General features: G+C 57.2%; 32 protein-coding genes. 13 read left to right on the top strand and 19 right to left on the bottom strand.

Annotation, left to right across the window (positions count from 1 at the left end; genetic code table 11):
• Both BSK21_RS14630 and BSK21_RS14635 read left to right on the top strand, forming a co-directional pair.
• Positions 1 to 987 (top strand): flagellin, encoded by a 987-nt coding sequence (locus tag BSK21_RS14630; protein WP_067551805.1) that lies wholly within the window; start codon positions 1 to 3, stop codon positions 985 to 987.
• Complete coding sequence (locus BSK21_RS14635) at positions 984 to 2087, top strand: flagellar basal body P-ring protein FlgI (RefSeq protein WP_067551808.1); 1104 nt, start codon at positions 984 to 986, stop codon at positions 2085 to 2087. Before BSK21_RS14630 ends, BSK21_RS14635 begins: the two co-directional genes overlap by 4 nt.
• Positions 2088 to 2100: 13 nt before the next feature.
• Here BSK21_RS14635 and fliP read toward each other — a convergent pair whose 3' ends face one another.
• From fliP to fliF, 4 genes are read right to left on the bottom strand one after another with little or no spacing between them, the layout of a single operon-like run.
• Positions 2101 to 2823, bottom strand: a complete 723-nt coding sequence (fliP, locus tag BSK21_RS14640; protein ID WP_067551811.1) for a flagellar type III secretion system pore protein FliP — start codon at positions 2821 to 2823, stop codon at positions 2101 to 2103.
• Positions 2820 to 3095 carry a FliM/FliN family flagellar motor switch protein gene (locus tag BSK21_RS14645; RefSeq protein WP_067551814.1) on the bottom strand — a complete coding sequence of 92 codons (276 nt, stop codon included), beginning with the start codon at positions 3093 to 3095 and terminating at the stop codon, positions 2820 to 2822. Before BSK21_RS14645 ends, fliP begins: the two co-directional genes overlap by 4 nt.
• The gene (locus tag BSK21_RS14650) at positions 3088 to 3657 is read right to left on the bottom strand and encodes a hypothetical protein (protein WP_067551817.1); all 570 of its coding nucleotides are present in this window, start codon (positions 3655 to 3657) and stop codon (positions 3088 to 3090) included. Before BSK21_RS14650 ends, BSK21_RS14645 begins: the two co-directional genes overlap by 8 nt.
• The gene (fliF, locus tag BSK21_RS14655; RefSeq protein WP_232230440.1) at positions 3657 to 5009 is read right to left on the bottom strand and encodes a flagellar basal-body MS-ring/collar protein FliF; all 1353 of its coding nucleotides are present in this window, start codon (positions 5007 to 5009) and stop codon (positions 3657 to 3659) included. Before fliF ends, BSK21_RS14650 begins: the two co-directional genes overlap by 1 nt.
• Before the next feature lie 233 nt (positions 5010 to 5242).
• Between fliF and fliL the strand changes: the two genes are divergently transcribed.
• The 9 genes from fliL (at position 5243) to BSK21_RS14700 (ending at position 13521) form a co-directional block, all read left to right on the top strand.
• Entirely contained in the window at positions 5243 to 5725 is a 483-nt protein-coding gene (gene fliL, locus BSK21_RS14660) for a flagellar basal body-associated protein FliL (protein ID WP_067551820.1), read from the top strand.
• Positions 5726 to 5735: 10 nt separating this feature from the next.
• A complete protein-coding gene (locus BSK21_RS14665) occupies positions 5736 to 6077 on the top strand; it encodes a hypothetical protein (protein WP_067551823.1) in 342 nt (113 codons plus the stop codon).
• Positions 6074 to 6616 (top strand): MotE family protein, encoded by a 543-nt coding sequence (locus BSK21_RS14670; protein ID WP_082959468.1) that lies wholly within the window; start codon positions 6074 to 6076, stop codon positions 6614 to 6616. The genes BSK21_RS14665 and BSK21_RS14670 overlap by 4 nt, the downstream gene beginning before the upstream one ends.
• Before the next feature lie 63 nt (positions 6617 to 6679).
• The gene (gene motA / locus BSK21_RS14675) at positions 6680 to 7549 is read left to right on the top strand and encodes a flagellar motor stator protein MotA (protein WP_067551829.1); all 870 of its coding nucleotides are present in this window, start codon (positions 6680 to 6682) and stop codon (positions 7547 to 7549) included.
• Positions 7546 to 9222, top strand: a complete 1677-nt coding sequence (locus BSK21_RS14680) for a hypothetical protein (protein ID WP_067551832.1) — start codon at positions 7546 to 7548, stop codon at positions 9220 to 9222. The genes motA and BSK21_RS14680 overlap by 4 nt, the downstream gene beginning before the upstream one ends.
• Positions 9223 to 9294: 72 nt before the next feature.
• Positions 9295 to 11367 carry a flagellar biosynthesis protein FlhA gene (flhA, locus tag BSK21_RS14685; RefSeq protein WP_074039075.1) on the top strand — a complete coding sequence of 691 codons (2073 nt, stop codon included), beginning with the start codon at positions 9295 to 9297 and terminating at the stop codon, positions 11365 to 11367.
• The gene (locus BSK21_RS14690) at positions 11364 to 12119 is read left to right on the top strand and encodes a flagellar biosynthetic protein FliR (RefSeq protein WP_156529615.1); all 756 of its coding nucleotides are present in this window, start codon (positions 11364 to 11366) and stop codon (positions 12117 to 12119) included. The genes flhA and BSK21_RS14690 overlap by 4 nt, the downstream gene beginning before the upstream one ends.
• Positions 12116 to 13192, top strand: a complete 1077-nt coding sequence (locus tag BSK21_RS14695; RefSeq protein WP_067551834.1) for a flagellar biosynthesis protein FlhB — start codon at positions 12116 to 12118, stop codon at positions 13190 to 13192. The genes BSK21_RS14690 and BSK21_RS14695 overlap by 4 nt, the downstream gene beginning before the upstream one ends.
• Positions 13189 to 13521, top strand: coding sequence for a hypothetical protein (locus tag BSK21_RS14700; protein WP_067551835.1), 333 nt, complete (start codon positions 13189 to 13191; stop codon positions 13519 to 13521). The genes BSK21_RS14695 and BSK21_RS14700 overlap by 4 nt, the downstream gene beginning before the upstream one ends.
• Here the strand turns inward: BSK21_RS14700 and BSK21_RS14705 are convergent.
• From BSK21_RS14705 to BSK21_RS14745, 9 genes are read right to left on the bottom strand one after another with little or no spacing between them, the layout of a single operon-like run.
• A complete protein-coding gene (locus BSK21_RS14705; protein WP_067551836.1) occupies positions 13518 to 13997 on the bottom strand; it encodes a hypothetical protein in 480 nt (159 codons plus the stop codon). The genes BSK21_RS14700 and BSK21_RS14705 overlap by 4 nt on opposite strands.
• Before the next feature lie 8 nt (positions 13998 to 14005).
• Positions 14006 to 14734 carry a flagellar basal body L-ring protein FlgH gene (gene flgH, locus BSK21_RS14710; RefSeq protein ID WP_067551839.1) on the bottom strand — a complete coding sequence of 243 codons (729 nt, stop codon included), beginning with the start codon at positions 14732 to 14734 and terminating at the stop codon, positions 14006 to 14008.
• Positions 14721 to 15131 carry a flagellar basal body P-ring formation chaperone FlgA gene (flgA, locus tag BSK21_RS14715; RefSeq protein ID WP_067551842.1) on the bottom strand — a complete coding sequence of 137 codons (411 nt, stop codon included), beginning with the start codon at positions 15129 to 15131 and terminating at the stop codon, positions 14721 to 14723. Before flgA ends, flgH begins: the two co-directional genes overlap by 14 nt.
• The gene (gene flgG, locus BSK21_RS14720) at positions 15128 to 15913 is read right to left on the bottom strand and encodes a flagellar basal-body rod protein FlgG (protein WP_067551845.1); all 786 of its coding nucleotides are present in this window, start codon (positions 15911 to 15913) and stop codon (positions 15128 to 15130) included. The genes flgA and flgG overlap by 4 nt, the downstream gene beginning before the upstream one ends.
• Positions 15914 to 15922: 9 nt before the next feature.
• Entirely contained in the window at positions 15923 to 16630 is a 708-nt protein-coding gene (locus BSK21_RS14725) for a flagellar hook-basal body complex protein (RefSeq protein WP_067551847.1), read from the bottom strand.
• Complete coding sequence (locus BSK21_RS14730; protein WP_067551850.1) at positions 16623 to 16901, bottom strand: flagellar biosynthetic protein FliQ; 279 nt, start codon at positions 16899 to 16901, stop codon at positions 16623 to 16625. Before BSK21_RS14730 ends, BSK21_RS14725 begins: the two co-directional genes overlap by 8 nt.
• Positions 16898 to 17164, bottom strand: a complete 267-nt coding sequence (gene fliE / locus BSK21_RS14735; RefSeq protein WP_067551853.1) for a flagellar hook-basal body complex protein FliE — start codon at positions 17162 to 17164, stop codon at positions 16898 to 16900. Before fliE ends, BSK21_RS14730 begins: the two co-directional genes overlap by 4 nt.
• Before the next feature lie 12 nt (positions 17165 to 17176).
• The gene (flgC, locus tag BSK21_RS14740) at positions 17177 to 17569 is read right to left on the bottom strand and encodes a flagellar basal body rod protein FlgC (RefSeq protein ID WP_067551855.1); all 393 of its coding nucleotides are present in this window, start codon (positions 17567 to 17569) and stop codon (positions 17177 to 17179) included.
• A complete protein-coding gene (locus tag BSK21_RS14745) occupies positions 17569 to 17949 on the bottom strand; it encodes a FlgB family protein (RefSeq protein WP_067551858.1) in 381 nt (126 codons plus the stop codon). The genes flgC and BSK21_RS14745 overlap by 1 nt, the downstream gene beginning before the upstream one ends.
• A gap of 85 nt (positions 17950 to 18034) precedes the next feature.
• On the opposite strand from BSK21_RS14745, the gene BSK21_RS14750 reads away from it, so the two are divergent.
• Complete coding sequence (locus tag BSK21_RS14750; protein WP_067551861.1) at positions 18035 to 19345, top strand: FliI/YscN family ATPase; 1311 nt, start codon at positions 18035 to 18037, stop codon at positions 19343 to 19345.
• Here BSK21_RS14750 and BSK21_RS14755 read toward each other — a convergent pair.
• The 6 genes from BSK21_RS14755 to BSK21_RS14780 form a co-directional block, all read right to left on the bottom strand.
• Positions 19342 to 20130 (bottom strand): DUF1217 domain-containing protein, encoded by a 789-nt coding sequence (locus BSK21_RS14755; protein ID WP_318254766.1) that lies wholly within the window; start codon positions 20128 to 20130, stop codon positions 19342 to 19344. The two genes, BSK21_RS14750 and BSK21_RS14755, sit on opposite strands and share 4 nt — an antisense overlap.
• Positions 20130 to 20537, bottom strand: a complete 408-nt coding sequence (flbT, locus tag BSK21_RS14760) for a flagellar biosynthesis repressor FlbT (RefSeq protein ID WP_067551867.1) — start codon at positions 20535 to 20537, stop codon at positions 20130 to 20132. The genes BSK21_RS14755 and flbT overlap by 1 nt, the downstream gene beginning before the upstream one ends.
• Complete coding sequence (gene flaF / locus BSK21_RS14765) at positions 20534 to 20905, bottom strand: flagellar biosynthesis regulator FlaF (RefSeq protein ID WP_067551870.1); 372 nt, start codon at positions 20903 to 20905, stop codon at positions 20534 to 20536. The genes flbT and flaF overlap by 4 nt, the downstream gene beginning before the upstream one ends.
• An 85-nt stretch (positions 20906 to 20990) precedes the next feature.
• Entirely contained in the window at positions 20991 to 22526 is a 1536-nt protein-coding gene (locus BSK21_RS14770) for a flagellin (protein ID WP_067551873.1), read from the bottom strand.
• Between the two features lie 180 nt (positions 22527 to 22706).
• The gene (locus BSK21_RS14775; RefSeq protein WP_067551875.1) at positions 22707 to 23036 is read right to left on the bottom strand and encodes a hypothetical protein; all 330 of its coding nucleotides are present in this window, start codon (positions 23034 to 23036) and stop codon (positions 22707 to 22709) included.
• Positions 23029 to 23298, bottom strand: a complete 270-nt coding sequence (locus tag BSK21_RS14780; protein WP_067552268.1) for a rod-binding protein — start codon at positions 23296 to 23298, stop codon at positions 23029 to 23031. The genes BSK21_RS14775 and BSK21_RS14780 overlap by 8 nt, the downstream gene beginning before the upstream one ends.
• An 85-nt stretch (positions 23299 to 23383) precedes the next feature.
• Between BSK21_RS14780 and BSK21_RS14785 the strand changes: the two genes are divergently transcribed.
• Positions 23384 to 24304 (top strand): flagellar hook-length control protein FliK, encoded by a 921-nt coding sequence (locus BSK21_RS14785; RefSeq protein WP_067551878.1) that lies wholly within the window; start codon positions 23384 to 23386, stop codon positions 24302 to 24304.
• Positions 24305 to 24313 lie beyond the last annotated feature (9 nt).

Genomic DNA, 24313 nt, shown 5'->3' on the forward strand with positions numbered 1-24313 from the left:
ATGACGACCATTGGGGACCTCGCGCAACACTTTGCGACCCGACGCCAAAACACCGACATCAAATCTCGGATGAACACACTGTCTGAAGAGCTTTCATCGGGCAAAGTTCGAGACGTAACGCGGCATTTGTCGGGTGACACCGCACGGATCGTCAGTGCCGATAATGACCTACGGCGGATCGTGTCATTTCAAATGGCAAACACTGAAACGGCCCACCACTTGGCTGCCGTCCAGACCGTCTTGGCAGAGGTCGAAACGATGCGCGGCGACCTGTCATCGTCTGCAATGATGATCACAGAGTCCAGCAGTCCGGACGATGTTGAATCGGTATCCAGTTCCGCAAAACAGACTCTAAATAGCCTTATACAGAGTCTAAATACCCGGTTCGCAGGGCGTAGTCTCTTTGCGGGATCCGCAACCAATGTTCCAGCTCTCTCAGATGCAGACACCATCATCTCTGCTGTGGCTGGGGTCGCTCAAATGTCGTCCGACCCAATTGCCGCAATCGACGCATGGTTTGATGATCCCGCGGGGTTTCTAGCGATCGGCTATATGGGAGACACAGGCGATTTTCAGACGCGCAGACTAGGCGCTGACCGCATAATTTCCAATCCAGCCAGAGCCGACAACGATGCCATCCGAGCTACGGTTAAAGCGGTTGTTACGGCTGCAATTGCTTCGGAAATCGGGCTCAGCCCAGATGACCAAATCGCGATGATGACGGCTGCGTCTGAACAGCTATTTGCGGCGTCGGATGGGATTGCGCGACTTCAAGGCGAGGTCGGATTAGCCGAGCAAAGCGTTGAAGACCAGTCCGCGCGGCTGACTGCCCAAAAGGCTGCGATCACACTTATGCAGAGTTCGCTGACGGACGCCGATCCGTTCGAAACCGCGACCAACCTGCAACAAGTCCAACTGCAGCTCGAAACCCATTACACCCTCACGGCGCGCCTCGCGGGCCTGTCATTCACGGGATACATGCGATGAAATATAGCGCCCTTCTTGCAGCGGCCTTGATGGCGCTGTCCTCGCCCGCGACGTCGACCCCCGTTCGTTTGAAGGACCTCGTCGAATTTGACGGTGTTCGAACGAACGACCTTGTTGGGTATGGTCTGGTTGTGGGGTTGAACGGCACTGGGGATGGCCTTCGCAATTCGCCGTTTACCGAAGAGATTATGGTTAACATCCTCGAACGCCTCGGCGTGAATGTCACCGGCGAACAATTTCGCCCGCGCAACGTAGCTGCGGTGCTCGTGACGGCGAGTTTGCCGCCGTTTTCCCGTGCAGGTAGCCCTATCGATGTGACCGTTTCAGCGATTGGAGACGCCAAAAGCTTGATGGGTGGCACGTTGATTATGACGCCCCTGAACGCGGCGGACGGTGACATTTACGCGGTCGCACAAGGTACTATCATTGCAGGTGGCATCGTCGCAGAGGGGGACGCGGGGTCAGTGACCCAAGGCGTTCCGACCTCTGGCGTGATCCCATCGGGCGCTACGGTTGAGCGTGAAGTTGATTTCGATTTCAGTGGGTTGTCTGACATGCGGCTCGCATTGCGCACGCCTGATTTCACAACCGCCGCAAGGGTCGAAGCGGCGGTGAATTCCGAATTTGGCCGTTCGGTCGCGGTGATGCTCGATGCGGGCACGGTACATATCGACATCGATGCCACGAACATGCCGTCGCCTGCCCATGCGCTGAGCCGCATTGAAAACATCTATATTGAGCCCGAACAGCGTGCCCGCGTGGTTGTCGACCAGCGATCTGGTACGATTGTGATGGGCGAAGATGTCCGCATCAGTCGCGTGGCTGTGTCGCAAGGCAATCTGACGCTCCGTATTCAAGAGACCCCGATGGCCGTACAGCCGAACCCATTCGCTCCTGGTGAAACCGTGGTCGTGCCACGCACCACGGCAAACATCGACCAGGGGGCTGGAACGGGATTGGCCGAGGTCGGCAATGGCGCGAGCTTATCCGAAGTTGTTGCTGGGCTAAATGCTCTGGGTGTCGCACCTCACGATATGATCGACATTCTTAAGAGCATCAAAGCCGCGGGTGCGCTTCATGCTGAATTCGTCATACGTTAAGCTTTGTTAGAGCCTAAAAATAGCTGTGAACTAGGCTCGATGAAATCAGACTCCACCCGTCCGCGACCACAAAAAATGCGAGCTTAAACGGTAACGATACGATCGCTGGCGGCACCATCATCATCCCCATGGACATAAGGACCGCTGACACCACGAGATCGATAATGAGGAATGGCAGGAACAATAGAAATCCGACCTCAAAAGCCCGCGCAATTTCGCTCAGCATGAATGAGGGAACCATCACCGAAAGGGGTGCTGTTTCCTCGTTAAAACCCATCGCAACATCAGGGCGCAGCGCGGCAAGCGCATCGTAAGTTCCGCCATCAATGCGGTCTGCCATAAAGGTCCGAAACGGCTGAATCGCAGCAGCAAATCCATCCTCAAACGCCATGTCGCCATTCACAACGGGATCAATCCCCGCAGTCCAAGCCGATTGAAATACTGGTTCCATCACGAAATAGGTCAGGAACAGCGCAAGGCTGATCATCAGCATATTTGGGGGTGACTGCTGCAGCCCGATGGCTTGGCGGAGGATGGAGAGCACCGTCACCATGAACGGAAAACACGTGATCATGATCACGAGGGCGGGCGCGATGCCAAGGACGGTGATCAGCGTGATGATCTGGATCGATCTGAGCGCTAATGTGCCGTCTTCGGGTAGCGTGAACGCTTGATCTTGGGCTCCCGCTGGCCCTGCAATAAGGGCTAAACCAATGAAAATCGCCAAACGGATCATTGTGTGTCGCTCTTTGGAGCGATGACTTCGGTCAATCGGACGCCCAATTGACCAGCCGACATGCCGTCCATTTGTTCCAGTGTGCCACGTGCGATCAATCGATTGCCGATATAGAGTTCGACGGGGTCATCGACGGATCGGTCCAATGCAAGGACGTCATTTTCGCCCATGGCGAGCAAGTCGCTGACTTTGGGACGAGCGCGGCCAACCGAAACCGTGATCTCCATCGGGACCGTGCGTAAGGGGTGATCGGGAAATGCGGCGTCAGCCATGGTTATCTACCTTTGTGTTTTCATACAGAACCGCGTCCAGCGCGGTCCGAATTGAGGCTGCGAGAGGCGCGAGGTCGTAGGTTACTTCTTGACCTGCGCTGCCCCATCGCGCCTCGGCTGGACTCAGCGCTTCTTCCCCCACGCATGTGATCGTCAGCCCAGTCGCGGCGGATAGAAATGGCGCCACTGCCGCGATTTTGTCGGGGTGCAAATAGAGGGTGACTGGGCGGGCAAGAGCCGCCTCACAATGGCCCAAAAGTTCGCCCGCGAGATGTGCGGCAAAGGTCGCCTCTAACATCTCGGGAACCAGTCGATTTGTGATCGCCGCGAATAGCGCGCGAAGGCCGTCCGTGAGGTGTGCACGTGCTTCGACATAGCCGAACCCAAGGTCCGAGATTGCCGCGATTAGGTTGTCTTCAAGGATTGCAGTATTAGACTCTATTTCAGTATTTTTAGATTCTAAACCTGCCGCGAACCCGCGATCATAGGCTTCGGAGAGCGCTGGATCTGGTGCATCGTTTTCTGTCGCGTCAAAGCAATCCAGAACAAGAGAAACTGCCATCACGCACCCGCCTTGCGTTCAGGGGCATCGACCCAGGATTGCAGGATATGGAGGCTCTCTTTTTGGCGCTCTCCGATCAACTTTCTGAGCCGTTCGGCGGGGTCTTCCGCGTTTTCAATCAGAACCATTTCGGGCATGGTTGCAGGCTCATCATCAACCCTCGGGGCGGGTAGGGCACGCTGGGGTAAGAGAACCGGACGAACGACAAAAAGCCCGATGGTGATCGTGACGAGGGCAAGAGCTCCGATCTGAATGAGGCGCATCATATTCAGGGGTGGAGCGATTGGAATTACGGCGTCAGCACCAAGGTCCGCGTTAGCCTCGAATGGAAGCGAACGAAGTGTGATCACATCACCCCGCGCCTCATCAAATCCGACAGCAGAGGCCACCAGATCGCGCAGGTCCGTCAGCTCATCAGTGCTACGAGGATCGCCTGTCGCCATGTCGTTAACCAAAACCGCAACGGTCATTCGACGAATGGCACCTGCGGCGCGATGGATTTCGCGCTGAGTCTCCGACACCTCATAATTGGTTAACGTGCGCGTTTGTGAGGTTTCGCCGTTTGACGCGCCGCCCGTCGCGCCGTCGCCTTGGGGTAGGTTCGACGCGACGGTGACGTCGCCGCCTCTGCTGTCCGATGACGCCGATGTGGATTCCTGTACATCGCTGCTGATCGCCACGCGGGTTTCGGGATCAAAATGTCGTTCTATTATTTGTTCAGTATCCGTGACTGTATCGATCGACACCTCGACCACGGCGTTGCCAAACCCAACATGAGCCTCGAGCAAACGCAAAACATTGTCCCGCAACGCCGCCGCGCGGTCGTTGCCAAAGTCATTGATTTCGCCACTGAGTAATCCACCTGAACTATCGATAATCGCAACGTCGTCGGGCGACAGACCCGCAACGGCGGCGGCGACTAGAAACTGCAGGGATTGCACCTGTTTTGCTGCTGGCGTCATCCCATTGGTCGTGACGGTCACGGCCGCCGAAACATCCGCAGTGCGTCCGAACGGGCGGGCATTGCTGCTGGAAATATGAACGCGGGCGGCGCGAATATTGGGGCTGGCGAGGATCGTTCGTGCCAACTCGCCCTCTTTGGCACGCCAATAGGCGGCGTCAAACATCTGTGCCGTTGTACCGAATCCTGACAGCGAATCGAGCAGTTCATAGCCCTGCGTCGTCGCGCGCGGCAGCCCCTCTCCAGCAAGTTGAAGGCGGAGGATGTCACGCTCTGTCGCAGTCACAAAGATCGACGCGCCACGCACCTCGTAGGTCGCGCCTTGGGTTTCGAGCGCGGCAATGACTTCGCCCGCCGTTTGGTCGTCGAGGCTAGAATAGAGCAAGGCCATATCAGCACTTCCCACCCCTCGGGCGAGCAACAGAATCAACGCAAAAACAAGGACACTCGCACCGCCTGTGACCCAAGACCGATAGGTTTTTACGTATGTTTTCAATGTCTCAAACGGGGTCACTATCGCCTCCGGCATTCTGCCTGTTTGGTCCGATCTTTGCCTCATTGGTCTTAACAATCGGTTAGTGACTGGCTGCTAAAACGGCGATGAGTTGATAATCGGAGCCGACCATGACCGCCGTTACAGACACGCCCTCTAAATCGTCAAAGCTCCCGCTTTTGATCGGGCTGGTCCTTGGTATTTTGGCGGCGGGCGGCGGGTATGTTGTCAGCTCGGGCATGTCGAGTTCCAAGTCGGATTCACATGAGGTGAGTGCTGACCATGGAGGCGATCACGGGGACCAAACGGATGCTGGTTCCGTGACGTTCGTACCGCTCGACCCGTTATTGATCTCGATTAACGGTGATGGCGCGTCGCTCTTGCGGTTCACGGCTCAGCTAGAGGTCGCGCCCGATCAAGCGGCAACTGTCGCCGCGTTGCGGCCTCGGATTATCGACGTAATGAACTCCTACCTGCGCGCCGTTCAGCCGACCGATTTTGCCAATCCGAATGCCCTGCCACGGCTTCGTGCGAACCTCTTGCGGCGCATTGAAATCGTTGTCGGGGGCGGTGCCGTTCGGGACTTGCTGATCATGGAATTTGTATTGAACTAAGAGGGACAGAATGGACCTAATCTCTGACATTTTACTCTTCGCCGCCGCGATTGGAGCGGGACTCTACTGTCACGTTCTATCTCGCCGACTGTCGCGGTTTAACGACCTTCGGAACGGTGTTGGCGGGGCCGTTGCGGTCCTATCGGCGCAGGTCGATGATCTGGAAAAGGCGCTCTCTCATGCGCGTGGATCAGCGCGCGATAGCGTTGCGACGCTTAGTGACGTCAGCACGCGTGCAGAGGCGGCAGCCAAACGGTTAGAGCTTCTGTTGGCCTCCATGCATGATTTGCCCAAACCGCCAGCACAGTCGTTCAGCCCATTTTACAGTCGATCCGAAGGCCCGCACGCATGAGACGGCGCGGCACGCTAGCTACGCTCAGCGCGCTGTTCCTTTGTTCTGCGGTTATACGTGTGGGCGCGGAAATAGAGGTGCCGTTTGCATTTGCGGATACGTCCGCTTTGCCCGTTGCCTGTCCACCCGCGCAAGAAGCCGAAGAAGTTCTGGCCGCTTTCGCCGTGCGTGAGGCGAACCTGGACGCTCGCGAAGATCGACTGAATGCTCGCGAAACGACCGTCGCGGAGGCAGAGGCAGAGATCACAGCGCGGCTAAACGAACTGCGCCGAGCAGAGGAGAGTTTGACGGCAACGCTGGCCCTTGCCGATGGAGCAGCGGACCGAGATATCGAAAGACTCACAACGGTTTACGCGAATATGAAACCACGTGACGCCGCCGATCTCTTTGCTCAAATGGAACCCGCCTTTGCCGCTGGGTTCCTGATCCGAATGCCCCCTGATGCAGCCGCTTTGATCATGGCAGGACTAGAGCCAGAAACAGCATATGCGATCAGCGTCACTATGGCCGCGCGTCATGTCGGTGTTCCGACGAACTAGGGTTACGCGTCCTTAACCCCTCTCGCTGCAAACTAGCGGCGACACTGCGAAAAGGACGAATCGATGATTGGCGTGATCGGCATTGTGATCATCTTTGTGATGGTCTTTGGGGGCTACACCCTCGCGGGCGGAAAAATGTCGATCATCCTGCATTCTTTGCCGTTCGAGATGATCATGATCGGCGGCGCGGCGCTCGGTGCATTCGTTCTGTCCAACGATTTCGCCTCGATCAAGGCAACGATGGGCGGGGTAGTGCGATCATTCAAGGGCCCTAAGTGGAAGCATGGCGACTACCGCGATATGCTCTGTCTCTTGTTCGAATTGATCCGCGTTGCCCGCAGCAGCCCCGTGGCATTGGAACTTCATATTGAGGCCCCCCAGGATTCCTCGATTTTCGGTAAATACCCCCAAATTCAGAAGGACAAAGAAGCGGTCGCATTGATCTGCGATACGCTCCGATCTGGCACGATGAACTACGACGATCCACATCAGGTCGAAGAGGTGTTGGAAAAGCGGATGGAGGCGACGCAGCACCATAATCAGCATGCCACTCATGCCTTACAATCCATCGCAGACGGCCTGCCCGCGCTGGGCATTGTGGCTGCGGTTTTGGGTGTGATTAAAACCATGGGAGCCATCGATCAACCTCCTGAAATTCTGGGGAAAATGATTGGTGGCGCGCTGGTCGGGACGTTTCTGGGCGTTTTCCTTGCCTACGGGCTCGTGGGGCCGATTGCTGCACGGCTAAAGACCGTGCTGGAAGATGATGCGCACTTCTACAATCTCATTCGTGAGGTCCTCGTCGCGAACCTTCATGCCCATGCGCCGAACATTTGTATTGAGGTGGGTCGGCAGAACATTCCTGGCCACGCGCGCCCCGATTTCAACGAAGTTGAGGAGGCGCTGAAAACCTTGAAACAGGACGCCGCATGATCCGCTTTGCCATCGCATTCGTCCTGTTGTCGTCGATGGCGTCTGCCGCGACCTTGCCTGTTCAGGGGGGGGAACATGCTGACTTTACCCGTCTCGTCGTTCCGCTGCCTGACGGTGCCAATTGGGATCTTCAGGTGATGGGGCAACAGGCCATTCTGCGCATCGACGGCGCCGATTTCGATACCAGTCGGACGTTTGATAAAATCCCCCGTGATCGTTTGGAGTCTATCGCGGTTAGGGAGAGTGCGCTGACCCTCGGGCTTGCCTGCGACTGCGTTCTTCGGCGCAGCATTGTCGACCGTCACCTCGTAATCGACATTTCGAACACGCAGGACAGGGCGGTCCTTCCGGTCTTTATTGAGACTGAGCCAAAAACGCTTCCCGTGCCATTTATGATGCCGAGGCACCAACAGGAACCGTCCCAAATCGAAGGCGATTTGTCGGTCGCTTTGGCCCGAGCGACCACCGCTGGGGTTCTGGATGCTGCGCCCGAAGTTCTTCCTCTTTCGCGACCTCAAAACCTGCCTGAAAGTGCCGGCGTTCGTCTGGTTAATCCAACTGGTATTTCGCTTTTCAGCGCCCACGATACCGAATGTCCAGAGCATGATCCCTACGATCCAAACCTCTGGGGGGCGACTGGCGATTTTTCTGCTGACATTGCCAATGTGCGTCGTACGATCAGTCGGGAACTGGATGAAATCGACCAACAAGCCCTGCGTAATTTAGTGCGGTTGAACCTGTTCTACGGCTTCCCCGAAGAGGCTAGGCAAGCCGCGCACTTGATGCAAAATCATGATCCAGTCTTGAGCCTCATAGTCGCTGCGGAATTGGAGCAAGCAACTGAAAATATTCCGGAAAACTGCTCAGACTTTGGTGCGTTTTGGCAGTTCCTGATTGATCTAAACGCTCAACTTTCTGAACAAACTGAACGTGGATTTATGCGTTTGCCAGATCCGTTGCGCGTGCAACTTACACCTGCTTACGTCTCGCGATTGATACAAATAGGTGCTTTGTCCTCCGCGCGGTCGGTTCTTTCTCAAGCGGACCTTTCGGACCGTGACACCACATCACTTGCCGCGCAACTCGCCGAAGCAACGGGCGACGTAGACGTGGCGCTAAAATACTGGACAACCCTTGCAGAGATGGCCCCCGACGATCCACAGGCGATCCTTCGTGCGGTCGAGTTGTCCAATGCGGATCAGTACCCCCTCGCACCGTCGATCATGGCTATCGCTGAGGCCGCCGAGTTCAGCTGGAGGGAAACCGACGTCGGTCGCGAGCTGGCTTCAAATATCGCTTTGGCTCATGCGATTGCGGGGCATTACCGAGAGGCGATTCAGCGACTTCCATTGATCGACCATCAGTCAGAAGCCGCGCGCTCCGTGATTGAAACCTTTGTCAAAGACGCGCCCGACGCTGAGTTTCTGCGCCTCGCCTTGACCTTATTGCCCCCAGTGATTGCAGAGCCCTCCCACCTTATGGTGGAGGCACGGTTGCGAGACATGGGATTTAGATCAGAGGTGCCGCCGCAGATGGATGCGGTTCGGGTCACGCAGCTTCCATCGGCATCAGTAGAATCATTTTCTAATCTAAGTTCCGTGCGTATCGCGCTCGATCGCGCAGCAGATACTCGCAACCAGATCGAACACACGTTGGCTGGCAACGATTTCTAAACCAATCGACGCCTAGACTGCCTCAACTTGGATGTCAGAAGGCGTCACGATGATGGATCGCACAACAAATTGGTGTCTGCATTGAACGTGCGTGCCATTTTTCAGCCGACCGTGCTGTTTGCCTTGGCGCTCATGACGGTGATCGTCATGATGATCTTGCCGATGCCGTCCATCGTTTTGGACATCGGCCTCGCCGCGTCGTTTGCGCTCGCCATTTTGATGTTCACGGTCACGCTGTTTATCGAACGACCGTTGGATTTTTCCGCCTTTCCGACCGTTCTGTTGGCATCTTTGATGCTGCGTCTGTCGCTCAACGTCTCGTCGACAAAACTGATCATCGGCCAAGGCCACACAGGAACGGGCGCCGCGGGTCAGGTTATCCAAGGCTTTGCCAATTTCGTCATGGGCGGATCGGTCCTGCTGGGCCTCGTGGTGTTTGGCGTGCTGCTGATCGTCAATTTTGTGGTGATCAACAAAGGTGCAACCCGCATGGCCGAAGTCGGCGCGCGCTTTGCACTCGACGCGATGCCGGGCAAGCAGTTGGCCATCGACAGCGACATGAGCGCAGGAGCGATTGACCACGCCGAAGCCCGCGCCCGCCGTGAAACGGAACAGGCGGAAACGACGTTCTTTGGTTCGCTTGATGGTGCGTCGAAGTTTGTCAAAGGCGATGCGGTTGCGGGACTTTTGATTACGGCATTGAACTTGATCATGGGGCTGATCATCGGGGTCGTTCTACATGGGATGCCGTTCGGTCAAGCTATTGAAACATATGCCATTCTCACTGTCGGTGATGGCTTGGTTAGTCAAATTCCAGCGGTGATTATTTCGATTGCCTCTGCGCTCTTGCTCGCCCGTGGTGGTGCAACTGGGGCAACAGATTTGGCCATCGTTGCGCAGCTTGGTAGGCACCCTGCGGCGTTGGGCACGGTCGCGGTTCTGATGGGACTGTTTGGTTTGGTGCCTGGTCTGCCATTCTTACCGTTTATGATGGGCGCGCTGGTTCTCGGCGGGTGCGCTTATCTCGTGGCGCGACGGGCCAAACCGACTGAGGTCGAACAGGCTGAAGCTGTGTCTCCTCCGCCGACGACCTCGCTTGGTGACGTGCTGGACCTCGACGATATTCACATCGATTTTGCCCGTGATCTGGTCGACATCGTTTTGGACCCAGCGACTGGTTTGGATGCGCGGATTACCAATATGCGGCAGCATGTGGCCACCCAATTTGGGATGGTTCTGCCCGAAATCCGCCTGACCGATAACGCTGCGCTCGCCAAAGGGTGCTATGCGATCCGCATCCAAGGTGTGGAACAAGTGCGCGATACGCTCCGCCCTGAAAAAGTGCTGGCGCTTTTGTCTGGTCCAGCGCCCGTCGCGATTGCCGGCGAGGATGTTAAAGAACCCGTCTACGGCGCACCTGCCCGCTGGATCGCCCGCGAGGATCAGGAAACCGCTGCGATGGAGGGGATGACGACTGTTCTTCCGACTGAAGTCCTCGCGACGCATCTCTTGGAAACGGTAAAGCGGAACTTCCCGCGTCTGATGACGCTCCGAACGTTGCGTCGGCTTCTGGATGAAATGGTTAATCTGACCGACCGTCCTCGCGCGGATGCGAACCGAAAAATGTTGGATGAATTGGTGCCGGATCGCGCGCCGATTGACCTTTTGCTGTCCGTCCTTCGCCTCTTGCTCGAAGAGCGCGTATCGATCCGAAACCTGCCTCTCATCCTCGAAGCGATTGCCGAAGCGCGAACCCCGCAGGCCCCTGTTGAGGCAATCGTGGAACACGTTCGGCAGCGGTTGGGCTTTCAAATCATTGCCGACTATCGGCGTGCCGACGGAACCATTCCGCTGATCCAGCTGTCGCCCGATTGGGAAGACGCGTTTTCGACCTATCAAATGAGCGGGGATCGCGGCGACGTGGCACTTCCGCCCGAGGTGTTCAATCGACTTGCCTCGGCCATCGCTGAAAAGGTGAACAAAGTAGCCGAAGCGGGCACCCAAGCCGCGGTCGTTACCTCAACCCGTCGTCGCAGGTTTTTGCGCACCGTGATGCGGGCAAAAGGTATCCAAAATCCGGTTTTTAGCTTCGAAGAAATCGGACTCGAAGCACGCCCCGCTATCGTCGGATTGGTCGCTGCATGACAGACATAGTGGCGTTGCCTCAATCAATGTTGTGGTCTGGGTTCGTTGTGTTCCTCCGAATAGGCGCAATGTCCGCCGTCCTTCCGGCGTTTGGTGAACAGATGGTCCCGATGCGAGTCCGATTGGGGGCCGCGATTGCCTTTACATCGGTGGTTGCACCAGCCGTTCAAGCCCCCTCCATGCCCATTGCCCCTCTTGGTTTTCTGCCAATCCTTGCGACCGAAGTGGTCGCTGGATTGTTCTTTGGCCTCTGTCTTCGTTTCATGGTCCATGCGCTAGAAATGGCTGGAACCATCGCCGCACAATCGACGTCTCTATCGCAGATTTTCGGTGGAACGGCGGGCGCCGATCCACAGCCTGTGATGGGTCGTATTCTTGTGCTCGCGGGGCTCGCCCTTGCTTGTATGATGGGACTTCATGTTCGCTTGGCGACCTATGTCATGACGACCTACGGCATTGTTCCAATTGGAGAAATTATTTCTGCCGATGTGCTTCTCGACGTAGGTTTGACGCAAATCGCAGGCGCTTTTGCCTTGTCGTTTAGCCTCTCCGCGCCGTTCGTTGTCGGGGCGCTGATCTACAACATCACCCTTGGCTTCATCAATCGCGCGATGCCTCAGTTGATGGTGTCCTTCGTAGGTGCGCCCGCAATCACGGCAGGGGGTATGCTGCTCCTCTTGGTCACTGCCCCCATCATGCTGCATCTGTGGTGGACCCGTTTCGATCTGCTGCTTACTGGTGTTTTTGAATGAGCGACGAAGACGACAGCGAAAAACAATATGAGCCGACTCAAAAGCGGCTCGATGAGGCACGAAAACGCGGTGAAATCCCATCGTCGACCGACCTAACCACGGCCCTCTCCTATAGCGGCATTCTAATGTCTGTCCTCGTATTTGGCGCGGGCATCATCCAGACGTTTGGCGCGACGCTCGCCTCTCTCTTGGGGCGATCTGACACTCTATCGACTGATATATTGCACGGCAGCGCGGCACCTATATTGATTCAAGTTTCTGCACCAATCTTCGGCATGATTGCGGCACTTTTAGTGCCACCCGCCTGCCTTGTGTTGCTGGGATTGATTGCCCAGCGCGGGATTGTGTTTGCGCCCGAAAAAATAGCTCCCAAGTTCTCTCGGCTTTCGCCACTTTCAAACGCAAAGAATAAGTTCGGACGTTCAGGATTATTCGAATTTGCGAAAAGAGCATCAAAATTGATAATTTTATGTGTTATTTTGGGTTCCTACCTCGCGGCGCGTTTTGACCGATTGACGGACACAATGCTGTTCGATGCTGGCCAAATTTCAACTGAAATGGCGGGTTTGGTGGTCGAATTGATCGCAATTGTCGTCGTTGCGTCGCTCACAATTGGGGGCGGTGACCTCCTTTGGCAACATGCAGAACATCGTCGCAAAAACATGATGTCACGCGAGGATTTGAAGCAGGAAACCAAGCAGACAGACGGCGACCCTGCGATGAAACAGCAGCGGCGTCAGCGGGGCTACGACATCGCGATGAACAAGATGCTGGTCGAGACAGCAACAGCCGACGTGGTGATGGTGAACCCGACCCACTATGCCGTCGCGCTCAAGTGGGATCCTACGTCCGGTCAGGCCCCGATTGTTGTTGCGAAGGGTATGGATGAAATCGCCGCGCGGATCAGGCAGGTGGCGAACGAAAATGCAGTGCCAATTCGGTCAGACCCTCCGACAGCCCGTGCGATCCATGCGTCCTGCGACATCGGTGACTCAATCAAACCAGACCAATATCGCGCGGTCGCCGCCGCAATCCGATTTGCTGAAGTGATCCGCAAAAAGGCACGCCGATGAACGACTATGAACAGACGAAACGGCTTGCCTCGCTCACGCAAATGGTGCTTGCCGCCGAGCAAACTCGTATGGCAATTTTGCGCAGACAAGAGGCCAACCTGAGAAAATCATTGTCTGATTTGACCATTGATCCTGCGAGCGGTGTTGCGCAGCAAGCGGCTGCTGATACACTTTATCAAGCTTGGGCGGACAGCCGCCGACGGTCGATCAATATCGACCTTGCCCGAAATCTAGCGGAACAAGACGGCCATCGCGCGACGCTCGCGCGGGCCTTCGGCCGGGATCAGGTATGTCAGGAGTTGGTCGAACGCACAAAACCGCGTCGTTAGATTTCCATTCGTGTCACGTCCAGGATCATCACGTCCGTAATCGTCTCTGGCAGGACTGAAACGGCTGTTCGACGCAGGCTATCACGCAACAGGTGCATGTTTTCCCCGTCGGTGTAGTCCTCGTCAAATCCGCCCATTCGCGCGTGGTCGAGCAAGGCCGCGAAGAGCGCGTCTCGTAGCTTTGGTTCGACCGCGAAAACCTCGCTTTGCCCACCACTCACCACCTCGGCCGAGAGGTTCAACGCGACAATTGCGCGAGTTGTGCCATCGCGGACGACGGGCACGACGAATTGGTTGTTCAGCTTCGCATATTCGACGCCGTGGTCGGTCGGTGCCGCGTGAGGATCGGCAGCCTCGTGGACTTCAGAGGGGGCCTCATGTGTGGTTTCCGCTTTCGGTGAGAGCACGAGGCCTGCCCCTGCGCCTGCTCCGCCGCCAACCAAAACAAATGCGATAGGGAGGATGAATGGCTTCATGATCGACCTCAAAATGGCAAGAGTGTTTCGACAATTTGCTGGCCGTATCGCGGCTGCTGCATGTCGGTGATCTGACCCTCACCGCCATAGGAAATGCGGGCGGAGGCGATCTTGTCATAGGTGATTTCGTTTTGTCGGGTGATGTCGGCGGGCCGAACAAATCCGCTTACCAGAAGTTCGCGCATCTCGAAATTCACGCGAACCTCTTGGTTGCCTTGGATCGCTAGAACGCCGTTCGGGAGGACGTCCGTGATCGTGGCAGCGATACGCAGTGTGAGCTTTTCTTGACGCCGAACGGACCCGTCGCCCTGGGCGGATGAATTCGAATTCAGACCTACCGCAGACCCCAGAGACGCCCCGTTTGGCAAATGCGGATCAACCCGCTGGGGCAAACCAAAAAGGTTTTCGATCCCCATGTCCTGACTTGCCGACCGCGACCGATCAGTGGAATTCGAAATCTGCGCACTGTCATCAATTTCGATGACGATGGTCAGAATATCGCCTCGCTGCATCGCCCGTCGATCACCGAGTAGCGACCCGCGATCTCCAGTCCAAAGCGACGCTCTATCAACCTCGCGAGCGGGCAGTTCGGCGACCATCGGAAGGGCAGGGGTCATCATGGCCGTGTATTCGGATGTGGTCACTGGTGGCGTGAAATCAGGTGCCCGACCCGTACGCTCCAACGGCGAACACCCTGCGACAATCATACATAAAATCAGACGGTTACTGGCTGACATAGGCGGCTCCATCCAGTCCGGCACGGGCAGAAACGGTGGTTCGCGAACTTAGGTTCATCACCCGTATCACCGCCCCCGGTTCCGCCCGTTCGAGCGATCGACCCTCGGTCGTGATCTGAATAACGCCCGCGTCGTAGATCAGCGGGATAATCTGGTTCCGCTCGATCACGGCTGGAAAACCTACATCGGTCGGGCTGATCGGGCGCCCCGCATAGAGCGCGACGCGGGCTTCCATTCCGATCAATTCGTCGGTCGCGCGGGCTGCACCTGGGATCACGTCGTCGCGCAGGTCTAGGTCGGCGGCTGTGATGATCGTCTGCGGCGGAATGGTCCGCATAGCAAAGACCGTTTCCGCCTGAACGGGCAGCGCACAGAGGATAAGGGCGAAGCGGATCATCGGATTTGCACCATCGATCCAAGCATTTGGTCGGCTGCTGAAATCACCTTGGAGTTCAGCTCATAGCCCCGTTGCGCCTCGATGAGGTCGGTCACTTCTTTCACCGCATCGACGCTGCTGTCCTCTAGGTAGCCTTGGCGCAGGACGCCCAGCCCGTCTTGGCCCGGCGTTGTAACCAATGCGGGTCCAGAGGCGGGGGTTTCGGCAAAAAGGTTGCTGCCCAGCGCCTCTAGCCCCTTGGGGTTGGTGAAGCCTGACAGGGTGAATTGACCCAATAGCTCTGGGTCCACGCGGTCGGAAAAATAGGCGTAAACCTCGCCCTCGGCGTTGATCGAAATTGATCGCGCATCACTCGGGATCGTGACTTCGGGTTGCACGGGATAGCCGTCGGAGGTCACGATCAACCCATCGCCCGTTCGTTTCAGCCCCCCGTCGCGGGTGAATGCAGAGGAGCCGTTGGGTAGCGTCACCTCTAAATATCCATCGCCCTCAATCGCGAGGTCCAAATCGCCGCCCGTTGCCGCCAATGACCCTTGCTGCAACATGACCGTGACCGATGTTGCCCGCACGCCGAGCCCCAGTTGGACGCCCGTTGGCAGCACTGTGCCATCGCTCGCGTTGATCGTGCCGGGGCGAACGGCTTGTTGGTAATGAAGGTCAGCGAATTCCGCGCGGCGTGGGTTAAACCCCGTCGTGCTCATGTTCGCGAGGTTGTTTGAGATCACCTCAACTCGTGTTTGCTGCGCAGTCATTCCAGCCGCTGCGATTTCCAAGGCCCGCATAGGGTTCTCCTATCGTCCGAGCGTGTCGATCACGCCGCGGATCCGTTTGTCTTCGTTTTCCATGAAGGATTGACCGAGCTCATAGGCCCGCTGCACCTCGATCATCCGCGCCACTTGCAGCACGGGATCGACGTTCGATTCCTCGACATAGCCCTGAAGCATCCGCGAGTCCTCGGCAGGTAGAACGCCGTTCGTCGAAAACCGCACGCCGTCCTCTCGGGTCAGGCTGAGGGGGTCTTCGGGCAGGAACAATCCGATCTGCCCAACAGGGCGTCCCCCCGCTGAAATCGTCCCATCGGGGGCAATCCCCACGGGTCCAAGCCCAGTAGGAATAAACACAGGCGCACCACCCGCATCGAGCACGGGATGGCCATCCATCGTAACCAGATCTCTGACCTCGTTCGGGGTGAAACTGCCCGCGCGGGTCAGCCGTTGACCGTTTGGCGTGTCGATGAGGAAAAACCCGTCGCCCTCAATCGCCAGATCAAACGGCCCGCCCGTCTGCGCCAATGCTCCTTGGGCCTGCACAGTGTCCCGAACGCTCGCCGTGGCCATCGACAGACTATCGCTGCCCGTCTGTTTGATGTGTTCGGCGAAAATCACGCCCTCGGCACGAAACCCTGTGGTGTTCGCGTTGGCGATATTATTCGCGATTGTCCGCATTTCGGCCATGAGGCCAGACTGTCGCGTGAGGGCGGTGTAACCTGCGTTATCCATCGACGCCTCGCGCGATCAGCGGGATGATAGAACCGTGGAAGTACCCGACGAGCGTTTCGGACATGAACGCCATGGTCAGCCAAAACACCGCAACGATCGCGATGAGTTTGGGCACGAACGTCAGCGTGTTTTCTTGGATCGAGGTTAGCGCCTGAAACAATCCGATCACGAGGCCAGAGGCCAGAGCCACGGTCAAAATCGGCACCGACACGATCACCGCAATCCATAGCCCAGCGCGTAAGATGTCGTAGAATTCCGCCTCGGCCATCATACCGGCATCCTCAGGATTTCCTGATAGGCCTCGACGACTTTGTCGCGTATCGTGACCGCCGTTTCGACGGCCAGCTCGGTCTGTGCCAAGGCTTGCACTAAAGCATGCGGATCTGCCCCGCCCGACATTGACGCGATGGCCGTGGTCTCACTGTTCTGTAGCGTCGCGACAAAGTCTTTGACCGCGCCTGCTGCCTCTGACGGCGCGGTTGCAGGTTTGTTGGCGGCATAGGCCAGTGACGCGGATGTAGCGCGAATATCCATCGGGTTTCTCCCTTATTTTCGCAGCAGATCCATCAAGGACGATGACATCTGTCTGATCTGGTCGAACATCTTGAGGTTCGCCTCGTAACTTCGCTGGGCCTCGCGGGCGTCAGCGATTTCGACCAGTAAATTGACGTTCGATCCGTTGTAATGACCGCTTTCGTCTGCCAGTGGATGCGACGGATCGTAGATCTGTTCCAACGGGGATTGGTCCAGCCGAACGGGTCCAGTTTCGACCGTTCCATCGGTTTGGCCGGCTGACATTGCCGCGTGAAAACTGATGGTTTTGCGGTGGTAACCAGGGGTATCGGCGTTCGCGATATTCTCGGATAACCGACCGAGCCGCGTTGCTTGCGCCTGCATTCCAGACCCAGCCACCTTGAGCGCATTTGCGAAATCCACCATCACGACCGTCCTAGCGCGGTGCGCAAAACGGTCATGCCGTGCCGATAGACGGCCAAGGCGCGGTTGTGTTCGCGCGATGCATCCACTGCCGCCACCATTTCTTCCTCAAGTGAGACCGAGTTCCCGTTCGGGCTCTGCTCTGTGGTGCGGTCACTGATGGCAAAGGCCGCGTCCAGTCCGCCTGTCGACAGATGCCCCGCGCGGGTCGTCCGCACTGGCGTTCCTGCCTCTTCATAAGCCTTCGCAAAAGGCGCGATGGACTGCGCCTTGTAGCCGGGCGTGTCTGCGTTCGCGATGTTCTGCGCCGTCACCGCTTGCCGTGCTCCGGCGTGGGCGGCGACCTGTCCAGCCATGCTGAAAATCTTCATATTTTCATACATCGGGGCTTCTCCCTCGATTGATCTAAACCAAGGCTTAACCCTGATTCCTTAAGAACAAGTTGTCAGAGGACGAAAGGGATCCAGAATGGGTACAGATGTTTTCGCTCGCGCCAGCGCGGCGATATCAGGCGCTAAGATTTGCCACCCGATGGGACGTATTTCGTCCGTGTCTGACAGCGTGATCCAAGTGGCTGGCCTCTCTGACGCCGCCCGGCTAGGTGATCGTGTGACTATCCAACATGCGGGCAATCGCACGCAGTCAGAGGTCGTTCGGATTGATCCAAACGGTGTCTCGCTGCTGCCCGATGATCCGATGGACGGCGCAACGGTTGGCGACCCTGTTCGGCTCAACGGCACGCCGAACTTTGCGCCCGATGCCTCATGGATTGGCCGTGTGATTGATCCCGATGGTATGCCACTGGACGGTCACCCAATCTTGCACGGCCTCACCACAAAATCCATACGCGCACCTGCGCCGACTGCCTATACTCGGCGCGGGTTGGGGGCACGTTTGTCGACGGGTTACATACTCTTTGACACGGTTTTGCCGATCACGCGGGGGCAGAGGATTGGCCTTTTCGCGGGGTCTGGCGTCGGTAAATCCACACTGCTCGCGGGCCTCGCGCGGGGGATGGAGGCCGACATTGCCGTGATCGCCCTCGTTGGTGAACGTGGTCGCGAGGTCCGTGAATTCGTTGAAAAGACACTAGGACCAGAGGGATTGGCACGCAGTATCGTCGTGGCGGCGACTTCGGACAGGGGACCGCAAATCCGTCGGCGCTGCGCATTGGCCGCGACCACGATTGCCGAACATTTCCGTGATGAAGGGCGCCAGGTTCTCCTTTTCGTCGACTCGCTCACCCGCTTTGCCGAAGCCCACCGCGAGGTCGCCGTTGCAGCGGGCGAATCCCCTGCCTTGCGAGGGTTCCCTGCCTCAACCGCCGCTGCCATCGCAAGTCTGTGTGAACGCGCAGGGCCAGCTTCGGGCGACCAAGGCGACATCACCGCGATCTACAGCGTTTTGGTCGCGGGATCCGATATGGAAGAACCCGTTGCCGACATGGTGCGCGGCGTCTTGGACGGTCACGTGGTCATGGAGCGCACCATTGCCGAAGCAGGTCGCTATCCCGCCGTTGATGTGCTGCGTTCTGTTTCGCGGTCACTGCCCGATGCAGCGAACCCTACTGAGAACTCGATAATCGCGGAAGTTAGGAACCTGATGGGAACCTACGCACAATCCGAATTGATGATCCGTTCGGGTCTCTATGTCGCCGGCTCTGACCCCTTGCTCGACCGTGCGATCGCCGTGAAAGATCGTATTGATGCTGTATTTTCTCGTATGAACGACGCAGGAGCGGAGACCGCCTTTGCTGCGTTAAAAGCAGCAATTGCCTAGCCACCTTGCAACAAGGTCAAAGCAATCGACCCTGCCGAAGTCGCAGAGAAATTCGCCGCCTCAGATCGGATCATATAGAGGCGGATAAGCTTTTCCTGATGCTCAGGGTTGGCGAAATCTTCGACCTTCGAGGTGCCAAACATCCGCTCTGCCCTATCGCGAAATTGATCGAGCTGCTGGTCCAGATCGATCGCGGCAAAGCTCGATGGGAACCCCATCGCGGTTTCAAATACCGTGCGCAGTGCCGTATTCCCCATGACCCCAAACCACCGGCCGGTGTCCGTGCTGGCGGTGTCTAGAATGTCGTTCAACGCAGGACCGAGGTTCAGGGCCATGCGCATATCATTGTCGACCTCGCCAACGGCGACCTCAAAACTGCGGTCTTTATAGCGCGTCAGAATTTCGTCGGCAAAGTCCGACAGAACCGTGCGCGGTGTGTCGAAATCGCCAAAGCCAAACGCCTTGGATAACGCCGCATATCGTTTGTCTGATAGCTTGTTGGACAGCGCAGCGCTTTCGAGCGTTCCATCGTCCAATACTTTCTGAATAAACGCCTTTGCGTATAGGTCGTCCTCAAGCCCAAACGCGCCCAGCGCCACCTCTAGCAACTGTCGATCATTGACAAGGTCCTCAGCCGAATTGATCGAACCGATGTTCTCGCGAAAGTAGGTTTCCGTCCGCTGAACCGCAGCAGAGGCCGCATAGACCTCTTTCTGCTGGTCGATGGTCCGCGATAAAAACCGCCATCCACCATAGCCTGACAGGGGGATGACGGGTTGATACATCAGGCGGTTCCTTGGGTTGCGAACAGGCGGTCTTCGCGGGGGATGAGAACCCGCAAAAGCTTGAGCGCCTTGTAGAAATCATCTTCCATCACGGCGGCGGTCGCAGCATTGAGGTGGCTGCGGCTGTCGTGATCACAGAACACGCGGCTCAGTTGCTCAATCCCGCTTAGCACCTGCTTGCGGGCCTCAGGTTCGGCCACATCCCCCGACAGAACGAGCTGCGAAATATAACAGACCCGCCGAACGGGCGTGTTCGCTTCGGTCGGGCGAATGGCATCGCGGAGTCGCAGGATATTTGCGTTCGGCGTCAGGATCGCGATGCGTGACCGCCGATCCCCGTTTTCAATGACGGCACCGTTGACGAGAACCCGCTCACCAGGTCCGAGCTTTAGAACGAGGCCGCTCATGCCTTTGCCTCCTGTCCTGATAGCCCAGCCATGACTGCGCGGTTGATATCAATGAGCACTTCGGCATCAGCCTGCTGGCGCAAGACCTTGCCTGTGTGGTGCTGTGTGAATTCAGCGAGGTAGAAAATCCGCGCCCGTAGATCGCGAGGCAGGTCGTTTTCGTCGTCGGCAACATCAACGGCGAGCGTGGTCCAGAGCTTACGGTTGGCATGCAGCGCATCGACCAAATCGCGGTGATTACCCGACCCAATCGCATGGCGCAGTTGCGCGGTTATTTGAGAGAAGACTTGATGTTCGGTCGCGCGCGGGGTGCGGATGATCGCTGCAGCGGGACCATAGGCCATTCGGGCTTTTTCAATGACGCTCACGTGGGGTCCTTTCGGGACGATGTGGGGCGGAACGCAGTTTTACCGCGGGGAATTGGGGGCGCCACTGGGACGCCCCCGCCGATCATTAGCGGAAGAGCGACAGGATCGACTGCGGCGCTTGGTTCGCCATCGAAAGCGATTGCACGCCCAGCTGTTGCTGTACCTGAAGCGCTTGCAGGCGAGCGGAGGTTTCCTCCATATCCGCGTCCACGAGGCTACCGATGCCGGACTTCAGCGCGCTGCTCAGTTTGCCAACGAATTCAGACTGGGTTTCTAGGCGGCCTTGGATCGAACCAAAGGCAGAGGAGGCATCAATCGCGTTGGAAATCAGCGTGTCGATGGTGTCCAGCGCAGAAGACGCACCCTTGGCCGTCGAAACGTCGATGCTATCGAGACCAAACAGGCCACCTGATGCCTTGCCGCCCGCGTTACCTGCCGCAGCAAATGTCAGGCTGGATGATCCAGTGCCATCATTGTCGACCTTGAGGCTCCACTGACCGGTCGAAGAATCTTGGGTCACGGCAGTGGTCACGCCCGACACATTGGCCGAGTCGATCGCGGTTTTCAGGCCGCGTGCCACGTCCTCCATCGATTCACTTTTGCCAGCGACATAGTTGTAAGACGCGCTGCCGATAGTGACCTTATAGCCGTCGCCTTCGTTCACTTTCGCGGTGGTCGAGAAGTCCACCTGCTCTGCGCGTTCACCAATGTCTCCAGTGGTCAACGACAGGCCGGTCGAGCCGTTGAGCGCACTGATCACCGTGCCCGCTGCATCGCCAGAAAGGCCTGATACGCCGACGGCGAGGTCTTCAAACGACAGGGTCGATGTGATGGTTAGGTCCGCGCTGGATGCCGACGCAGTCACGCCTGTGAGACCCAAAGCGTTGATGGCGCTTGCAAAGTAACTCGCGGCATCGGTCTCGGTCTGACCAGTTGCACCAGTGAACTGCAGCGCAACACCGCCAACGGTCAGCGTTGCCGCGTCGCCGGCATAGTCCGCGCTCGAACCTGCAAAGGTCACGACGGCGGTGTTACCTGCGGATGCGACGGCGGTCGCGCTGTCTGCCACGACAGAGTTTGCACTTAACGAACCGCCCGTGCCGTATGTGCCTGCCGAGGTGGACAAGTCTTGACGGTTAACTGTGATGTTCGCGGTCTTGACCGAGCCATCCGCCGAACGGTCGATCGATGACAAAACCTTCACGTCGTCAGTCCCGTCGATCAGGTTCAAACCGTTGAACTGCGCGGCGCCCGTGACCGATTTGATCTGGTCTGTCAGCGCCTTGATGTCTGCTTGGATTTTGTCGCGGTCGACGTTTTCCTCTTGGGCAGATACGATTTTGCTTTTGATATCAGTAAGAAGGTCAGTCACCGTCTCGGTTGCGCCTGCGGCCACCGAAACCGAAGATTCCGCCAGTGATAGGCTGTCTGAGATTGCAGAGAAGCCTTGGACGTCCGATTCCATCACCTTGGAAATCGCCCAGACCGAGGCGTTATCTTTGGCCGAATTGACCTCTTTACCCGTGGAAATGGTGTCCTGAACTTTCGACAGATTGCTGTTGATCGATTTCAAAGTGTTCAGCGCAACCATTGCGCCGTTATTCGTCAGAATGCTCGACATAAGTGCGAGTCCTTTTCATGGAGGGGCGCTTTTGCGCCGTGAGTTCAATGGCCATTCCGGCCGGAGAAATCGTCGTTCTGACGGGGTCAGGTCAGGCCCGACAATCCATTTCGGATGTGAAGCCACCTTGGGCAGAGTCGGCTAACGAATTCCTAATCGCCGTCTCAAAAATCGCTCAAATTAGATCTTTTGTTGCAGGGACTCGGGGCGCATCACATGAACGGCATGGTGCCCAGCCGCGTCATATGTCCCGAAATTCGCCATCTGCTGTTTTTGATCAGCGAGCCGTTTTCGTACGTTCTCAATCCCGTTCAGCGCCATCTGTAAAAGCCGCGCATTCCGTTCTGCCGCTGGTCGAACTGCTGCCGCGAATACGGCATCCGTGCTGGCCTTTTCAGTGATCGCGTTTAATGGCGCGGATAGCTGGTCTAACGCGCGGTAATCACCGCATAAAGTGGCTTTGCGCGCCTGATTCAGCAGGTCCAATGCGTGTTGTGTCTGGTCAGTCATGGGGTCTCTCCGAAAGGGCGCGGAAGATCGATTCTGAGAGGCCGATGCCGCCGCCTTCGACCATAATTCGGGCCTGTTCTTCGCGCAGAAATGACGCGAAATGTTCGCCGCCAGCTCCCGCACCAAACGCGTCTGACGTATCGCCAAGTCCCGAATATTTCAGCATTTCTGCCAAAAACGCGGCTTCCATTTCATTGGCGACCGTTCGCAATTGTGAGGTCGGACTGACTGCGCTTGGCTGTTTGGTCAAAAGGGGGATCATCGGCACCTCCGATCCGTGGGTTTCGGCGATGAAATAAATCGATGGCGGTAAAGATTCGGTAAGCATCGGGCGCTAAACCTGACCTATGATGCTTCAACCCGATCTCATCTGCGTGCTGCCGATTTTATCCCAGATTCCCGTCGAATCTGCAGGGGCAACGCCGCAAGAGTTGCCCGACTTCGCGGCGATTTTACAGGAAATGTCTGAGGTTGAGACAGAGGAGCCTGAGTTAGAGGTCGGCGACGAAATGATCGAACCTGAGCGGGAGTTTGCTTTGCCTCTCATACCTGCTCGTGTCTTTGAGACCCAGACCGAACAACCTATGGCGCCTGAGGATTTGGGGGACTTTGTGCCCAAACCGAAACATGCGATAACGCCTGCGGTCGAAGTGTTTCGCGCGCCTGACAGTTCAGAGGCGCTGGCGCTGACAACCCCTCCTAAACGGGTGGAGGTGGTGCAACCGGTCAAGGTGAATGCACCTGAACCAGAAATATCGGAAGGTATAGAGCGGCGCTCTAGGACTCTCTCGACGCCTCCACCTATCGACCAAACGCCCACATTTACGCTGCCCTACCATCGCATTGATCCTATTCCGATAGCGGCGCCAAAGCCGATCCTTGTCCCTGCGCAAACCTTTCGGCACATCGTCGAACAGCTCGTGGTTTCGGTCGCGAATGATGACAGTGGCACCACCGAAATTGCTCTCGACCCTGAAGAGCTAGGCCGCGTGCGGTTGCATCTGACCGTGACGGATCAAATCGTGCAGATCGTGATCGCTGCAGAACGACCTGAGACCTCTGACCTAATGCGGCGGCATTTGGACGTGTTGCAGCAGGAGTTTCGGTCGCTTGGGTTCCAATCTGTCGATTTGGGTTTCTCGGATGAGGGTGGTCGAAATTCTCCCAAAGAGGTTCCGAAACCGACCCATATTGCGGTCGAAGCCCTTCCCGACGACCCAGCCCCAGCGCAGCAAGTTTTAACGACGGGCGTCGACATAAGGCTCTGAAAAGGATAA

It is taken from the genome of Marivivens sp. JLT3646 (genome assembly GCF_001908835.1).
In the GTDB taxonomy this organism is placed as follows: Bacteria; Pseudomonadota; Alphaproteobacteria; order Rhodobacterales; family Rhodobacteraceae; genus Marivivens; species Marivivens geojensis.

Excerpts from the sequence above, each read along its gene's own strand:
- fliL (WP_067551820.1), top strand. The coding sequence starts at position 5,243 with ATGACCGCCGTTACAGACACGCCCTCTAAATCGTCAAAGCTCCCGCTT.
- BSK21_RS14690 (WP_156529615.1), top strand. The coding sequence starts at position 11,364 with ATGACAGACATAGTGGCGTTGCCTCAATCAATGTTGTGGTCTGGGTTC.
- BSK21_RS14645 (WP_067551814.1), bottom strand. The coding sequence starts at position 3,095 with ATGGCTGACGCCGCATTTCCCGATCACCCCTTACGCACGGTCCCGATG.
- BSK21_RS14705 (WP_067551836.1), bottom strand. The coding sequence starts at position 13,997 with ATGAAGCCATTCATCCTCCCTATCGCATTTGTTTTGGTTGGCGGCGGA.
- BSK21_RS14670 (WP_082959468.1), top strand. The coding sequence starts at position 6,074 with ATGAGACGGCGCGGCACGCTAGCTACGCTCAGCGCGCTGTTCCTTTGT.
- flgA (WP_067551842.1), bottom strand. The coding sequence starts at position 15,131 with ATGATCCGCTTCGCCCTTATCCTCTGTGCGCTGCCCGTTCAGGCGGAA.
- BSK21_RS14770 (WP_067551873.1), bottom strand. The coding sequence starts at position 22,526 with ATGTCGAGCATTCTGACGAATAACGGCGCAATGGTTGCGCTGAACACT.
- flgG (WP_067551845.1), bottom strand. The coding sequence starts at position 15,913 with ATGCGGGCCTTGGAAATCGCAGCGGCTGGAATGACTGCGCAGCAAACA.
- BSK21_RS14695 (WP_067551834.1), top strand. The coding sequence starts at position 12,116 with ATGAGCGACGAAGACGACAGCGAAAAACAATATGAGCCGACTCAAAAG.
- flgH (WP_067551839.1), bottom strand. The coding sequence starts at position 14,734 with ATGTCAGCCAGTAACCGTCTGATTTTATGTATGATTGTCGCAGGGTGT.
- fliP (WP_067551811.1), bottom strand. The coding sequence starts at position 2,823 with ATGATCCGTTTGGCGATTTTCATTGGTTTAGCCCTTATTGCAGGGCCA.
- BSK21_RS14755 (WP_318254766.1), bottom strand. The coding sequence starts at position 20,130 with ATGTATCAACCCGTCATCCCCCTGTCAGGCTATGGTGGATGGCGGTTT.
- flgC (WP_067551855.1), bottom strand. The coding sequence starts at position 17,569 with ATGGTGGATTTCGCAAATGCGCTCAAGGTGGCTGGGTCTGGAATGCAG.
- BSK21_RS14785 (WP_067551878.1), top strand. The coding sequence starts at position 23,384 with ATGATGCTTCAACCCGATCTCATCTGCGTGCTGCCGATTTTATCCCAG.
- BSK21_RS14665 (WP_067551823.1), top strand. The coding sequence starts at position 5,736 with ATGGACCTAATCTCTGACATTTTACTCTTCGCCGCCGCGATTGGAGCG.
- BSK21_RS14780 (WP_067552268.1), bottom strand. The coding sequence starts at position 23,298 with ATGATCCCCCTTTTGACCAAACAGCCAAGCGCAGTCAGTCCGACCTCA.
- BSK21_RS14650 (WP_067551817.1), bottom strand. The coding sequence starts at position 3,657 with ATGGCAGTTTCTCTTGTTCTGGATTGCTTTGACGCGACAGAAAACGAT.
- BSK21_RS14700 (WP_067551835.1), top strand. The coding sequence starts at position 13,189 with ATGAACGACTATGAACAGACGAAACGGCTTGCCTCGCTCACGCAAATG.
- BSK21_RS14730 (WP_067551850.1), bottom strand. The coding sequence starts at position 16,901 with ATGATGGCCGAGGCGGAATTCTACGACATCTTACGCGCTGGGCTATGG.
- fliE (WP_067551853.1), bottom strand. The coding sequence starts at position 17,164 with ATGGATATTCGCGCTACATCCGCGTCACTGGCCTATGCCGCCAACAAA.
- BSK21_RS14725 (WP_067551847.1), bottom strand. The coding sequence starts at position 16,630 with ATGGATAACGCAGGTTACACCGCCCTCACGCGACAGTCTGGCCTCATG.
- BSK21_RS14680 (WP_067551832.1), top strand. The coding sequence starts at position 7,546 with ATGATCCGCTTTGCCATCGCATTCGTCCTGTTGTCGTCGATGGCGTCT.
- flbT (WP_067551867.1), bottom strand. The coding sequence starts at position 20,537 with ATGAGCGGCCTCGTTCTAAAGCTCGGACCTGGTGAGCGGGTTCTCGTC.
- BSK21_RS14745 (WP_067551858.1), bottom strand. The coding sequence starts at position 17,949 with ATGTATGAAAATATGAAGATTTTCAGCATGGCTGGACAGGTCGCCGCC.
- BSK21_RS14750 (WP_067551861.1), top strand. The coding sequence starts at position 18,035 with ATGGGTACAGATGTTTTCGCTCGCGCCAGCGCGGCGATATCAGGCGCT.
- BSK21_RS14630 (WP_067551805.1), top strand. The coding sequence starts at position 1 with ATGACGACCATTGGGGACCTCGCGCAACACTTTGCGACCCGACGCCAA.
- motA (WP_067551829.1), top strand. The coding sequence starts at position 6,680 with ATGATTGGCGTGATCGGCATTGTGATCATCTTTGTGATGGTCTTTGGG.
- fliF (WP_232230440.1), bottom strand. The coding sequence starts at position 5,009 with ATGGCCTTGCTCTATTCTAGCCTCGACGACCAAACGGCGGGCGAAGTC.
- BSK21_RS14635 (WP_067551808.1), top strand. The coding sequence starts at position 984 with ATGAAATATAGCGCCCTTCTTGCAGCGGCCTTGATGGCGCTGTCCTCG.
- BSK21_RS14775 (WP_067551875.1), bottom strand. The coding sequence starts at position 23,036 with ATGACTGACCAGACACAACACGCATTGGACCTGCTGAATCAGGCGCGC.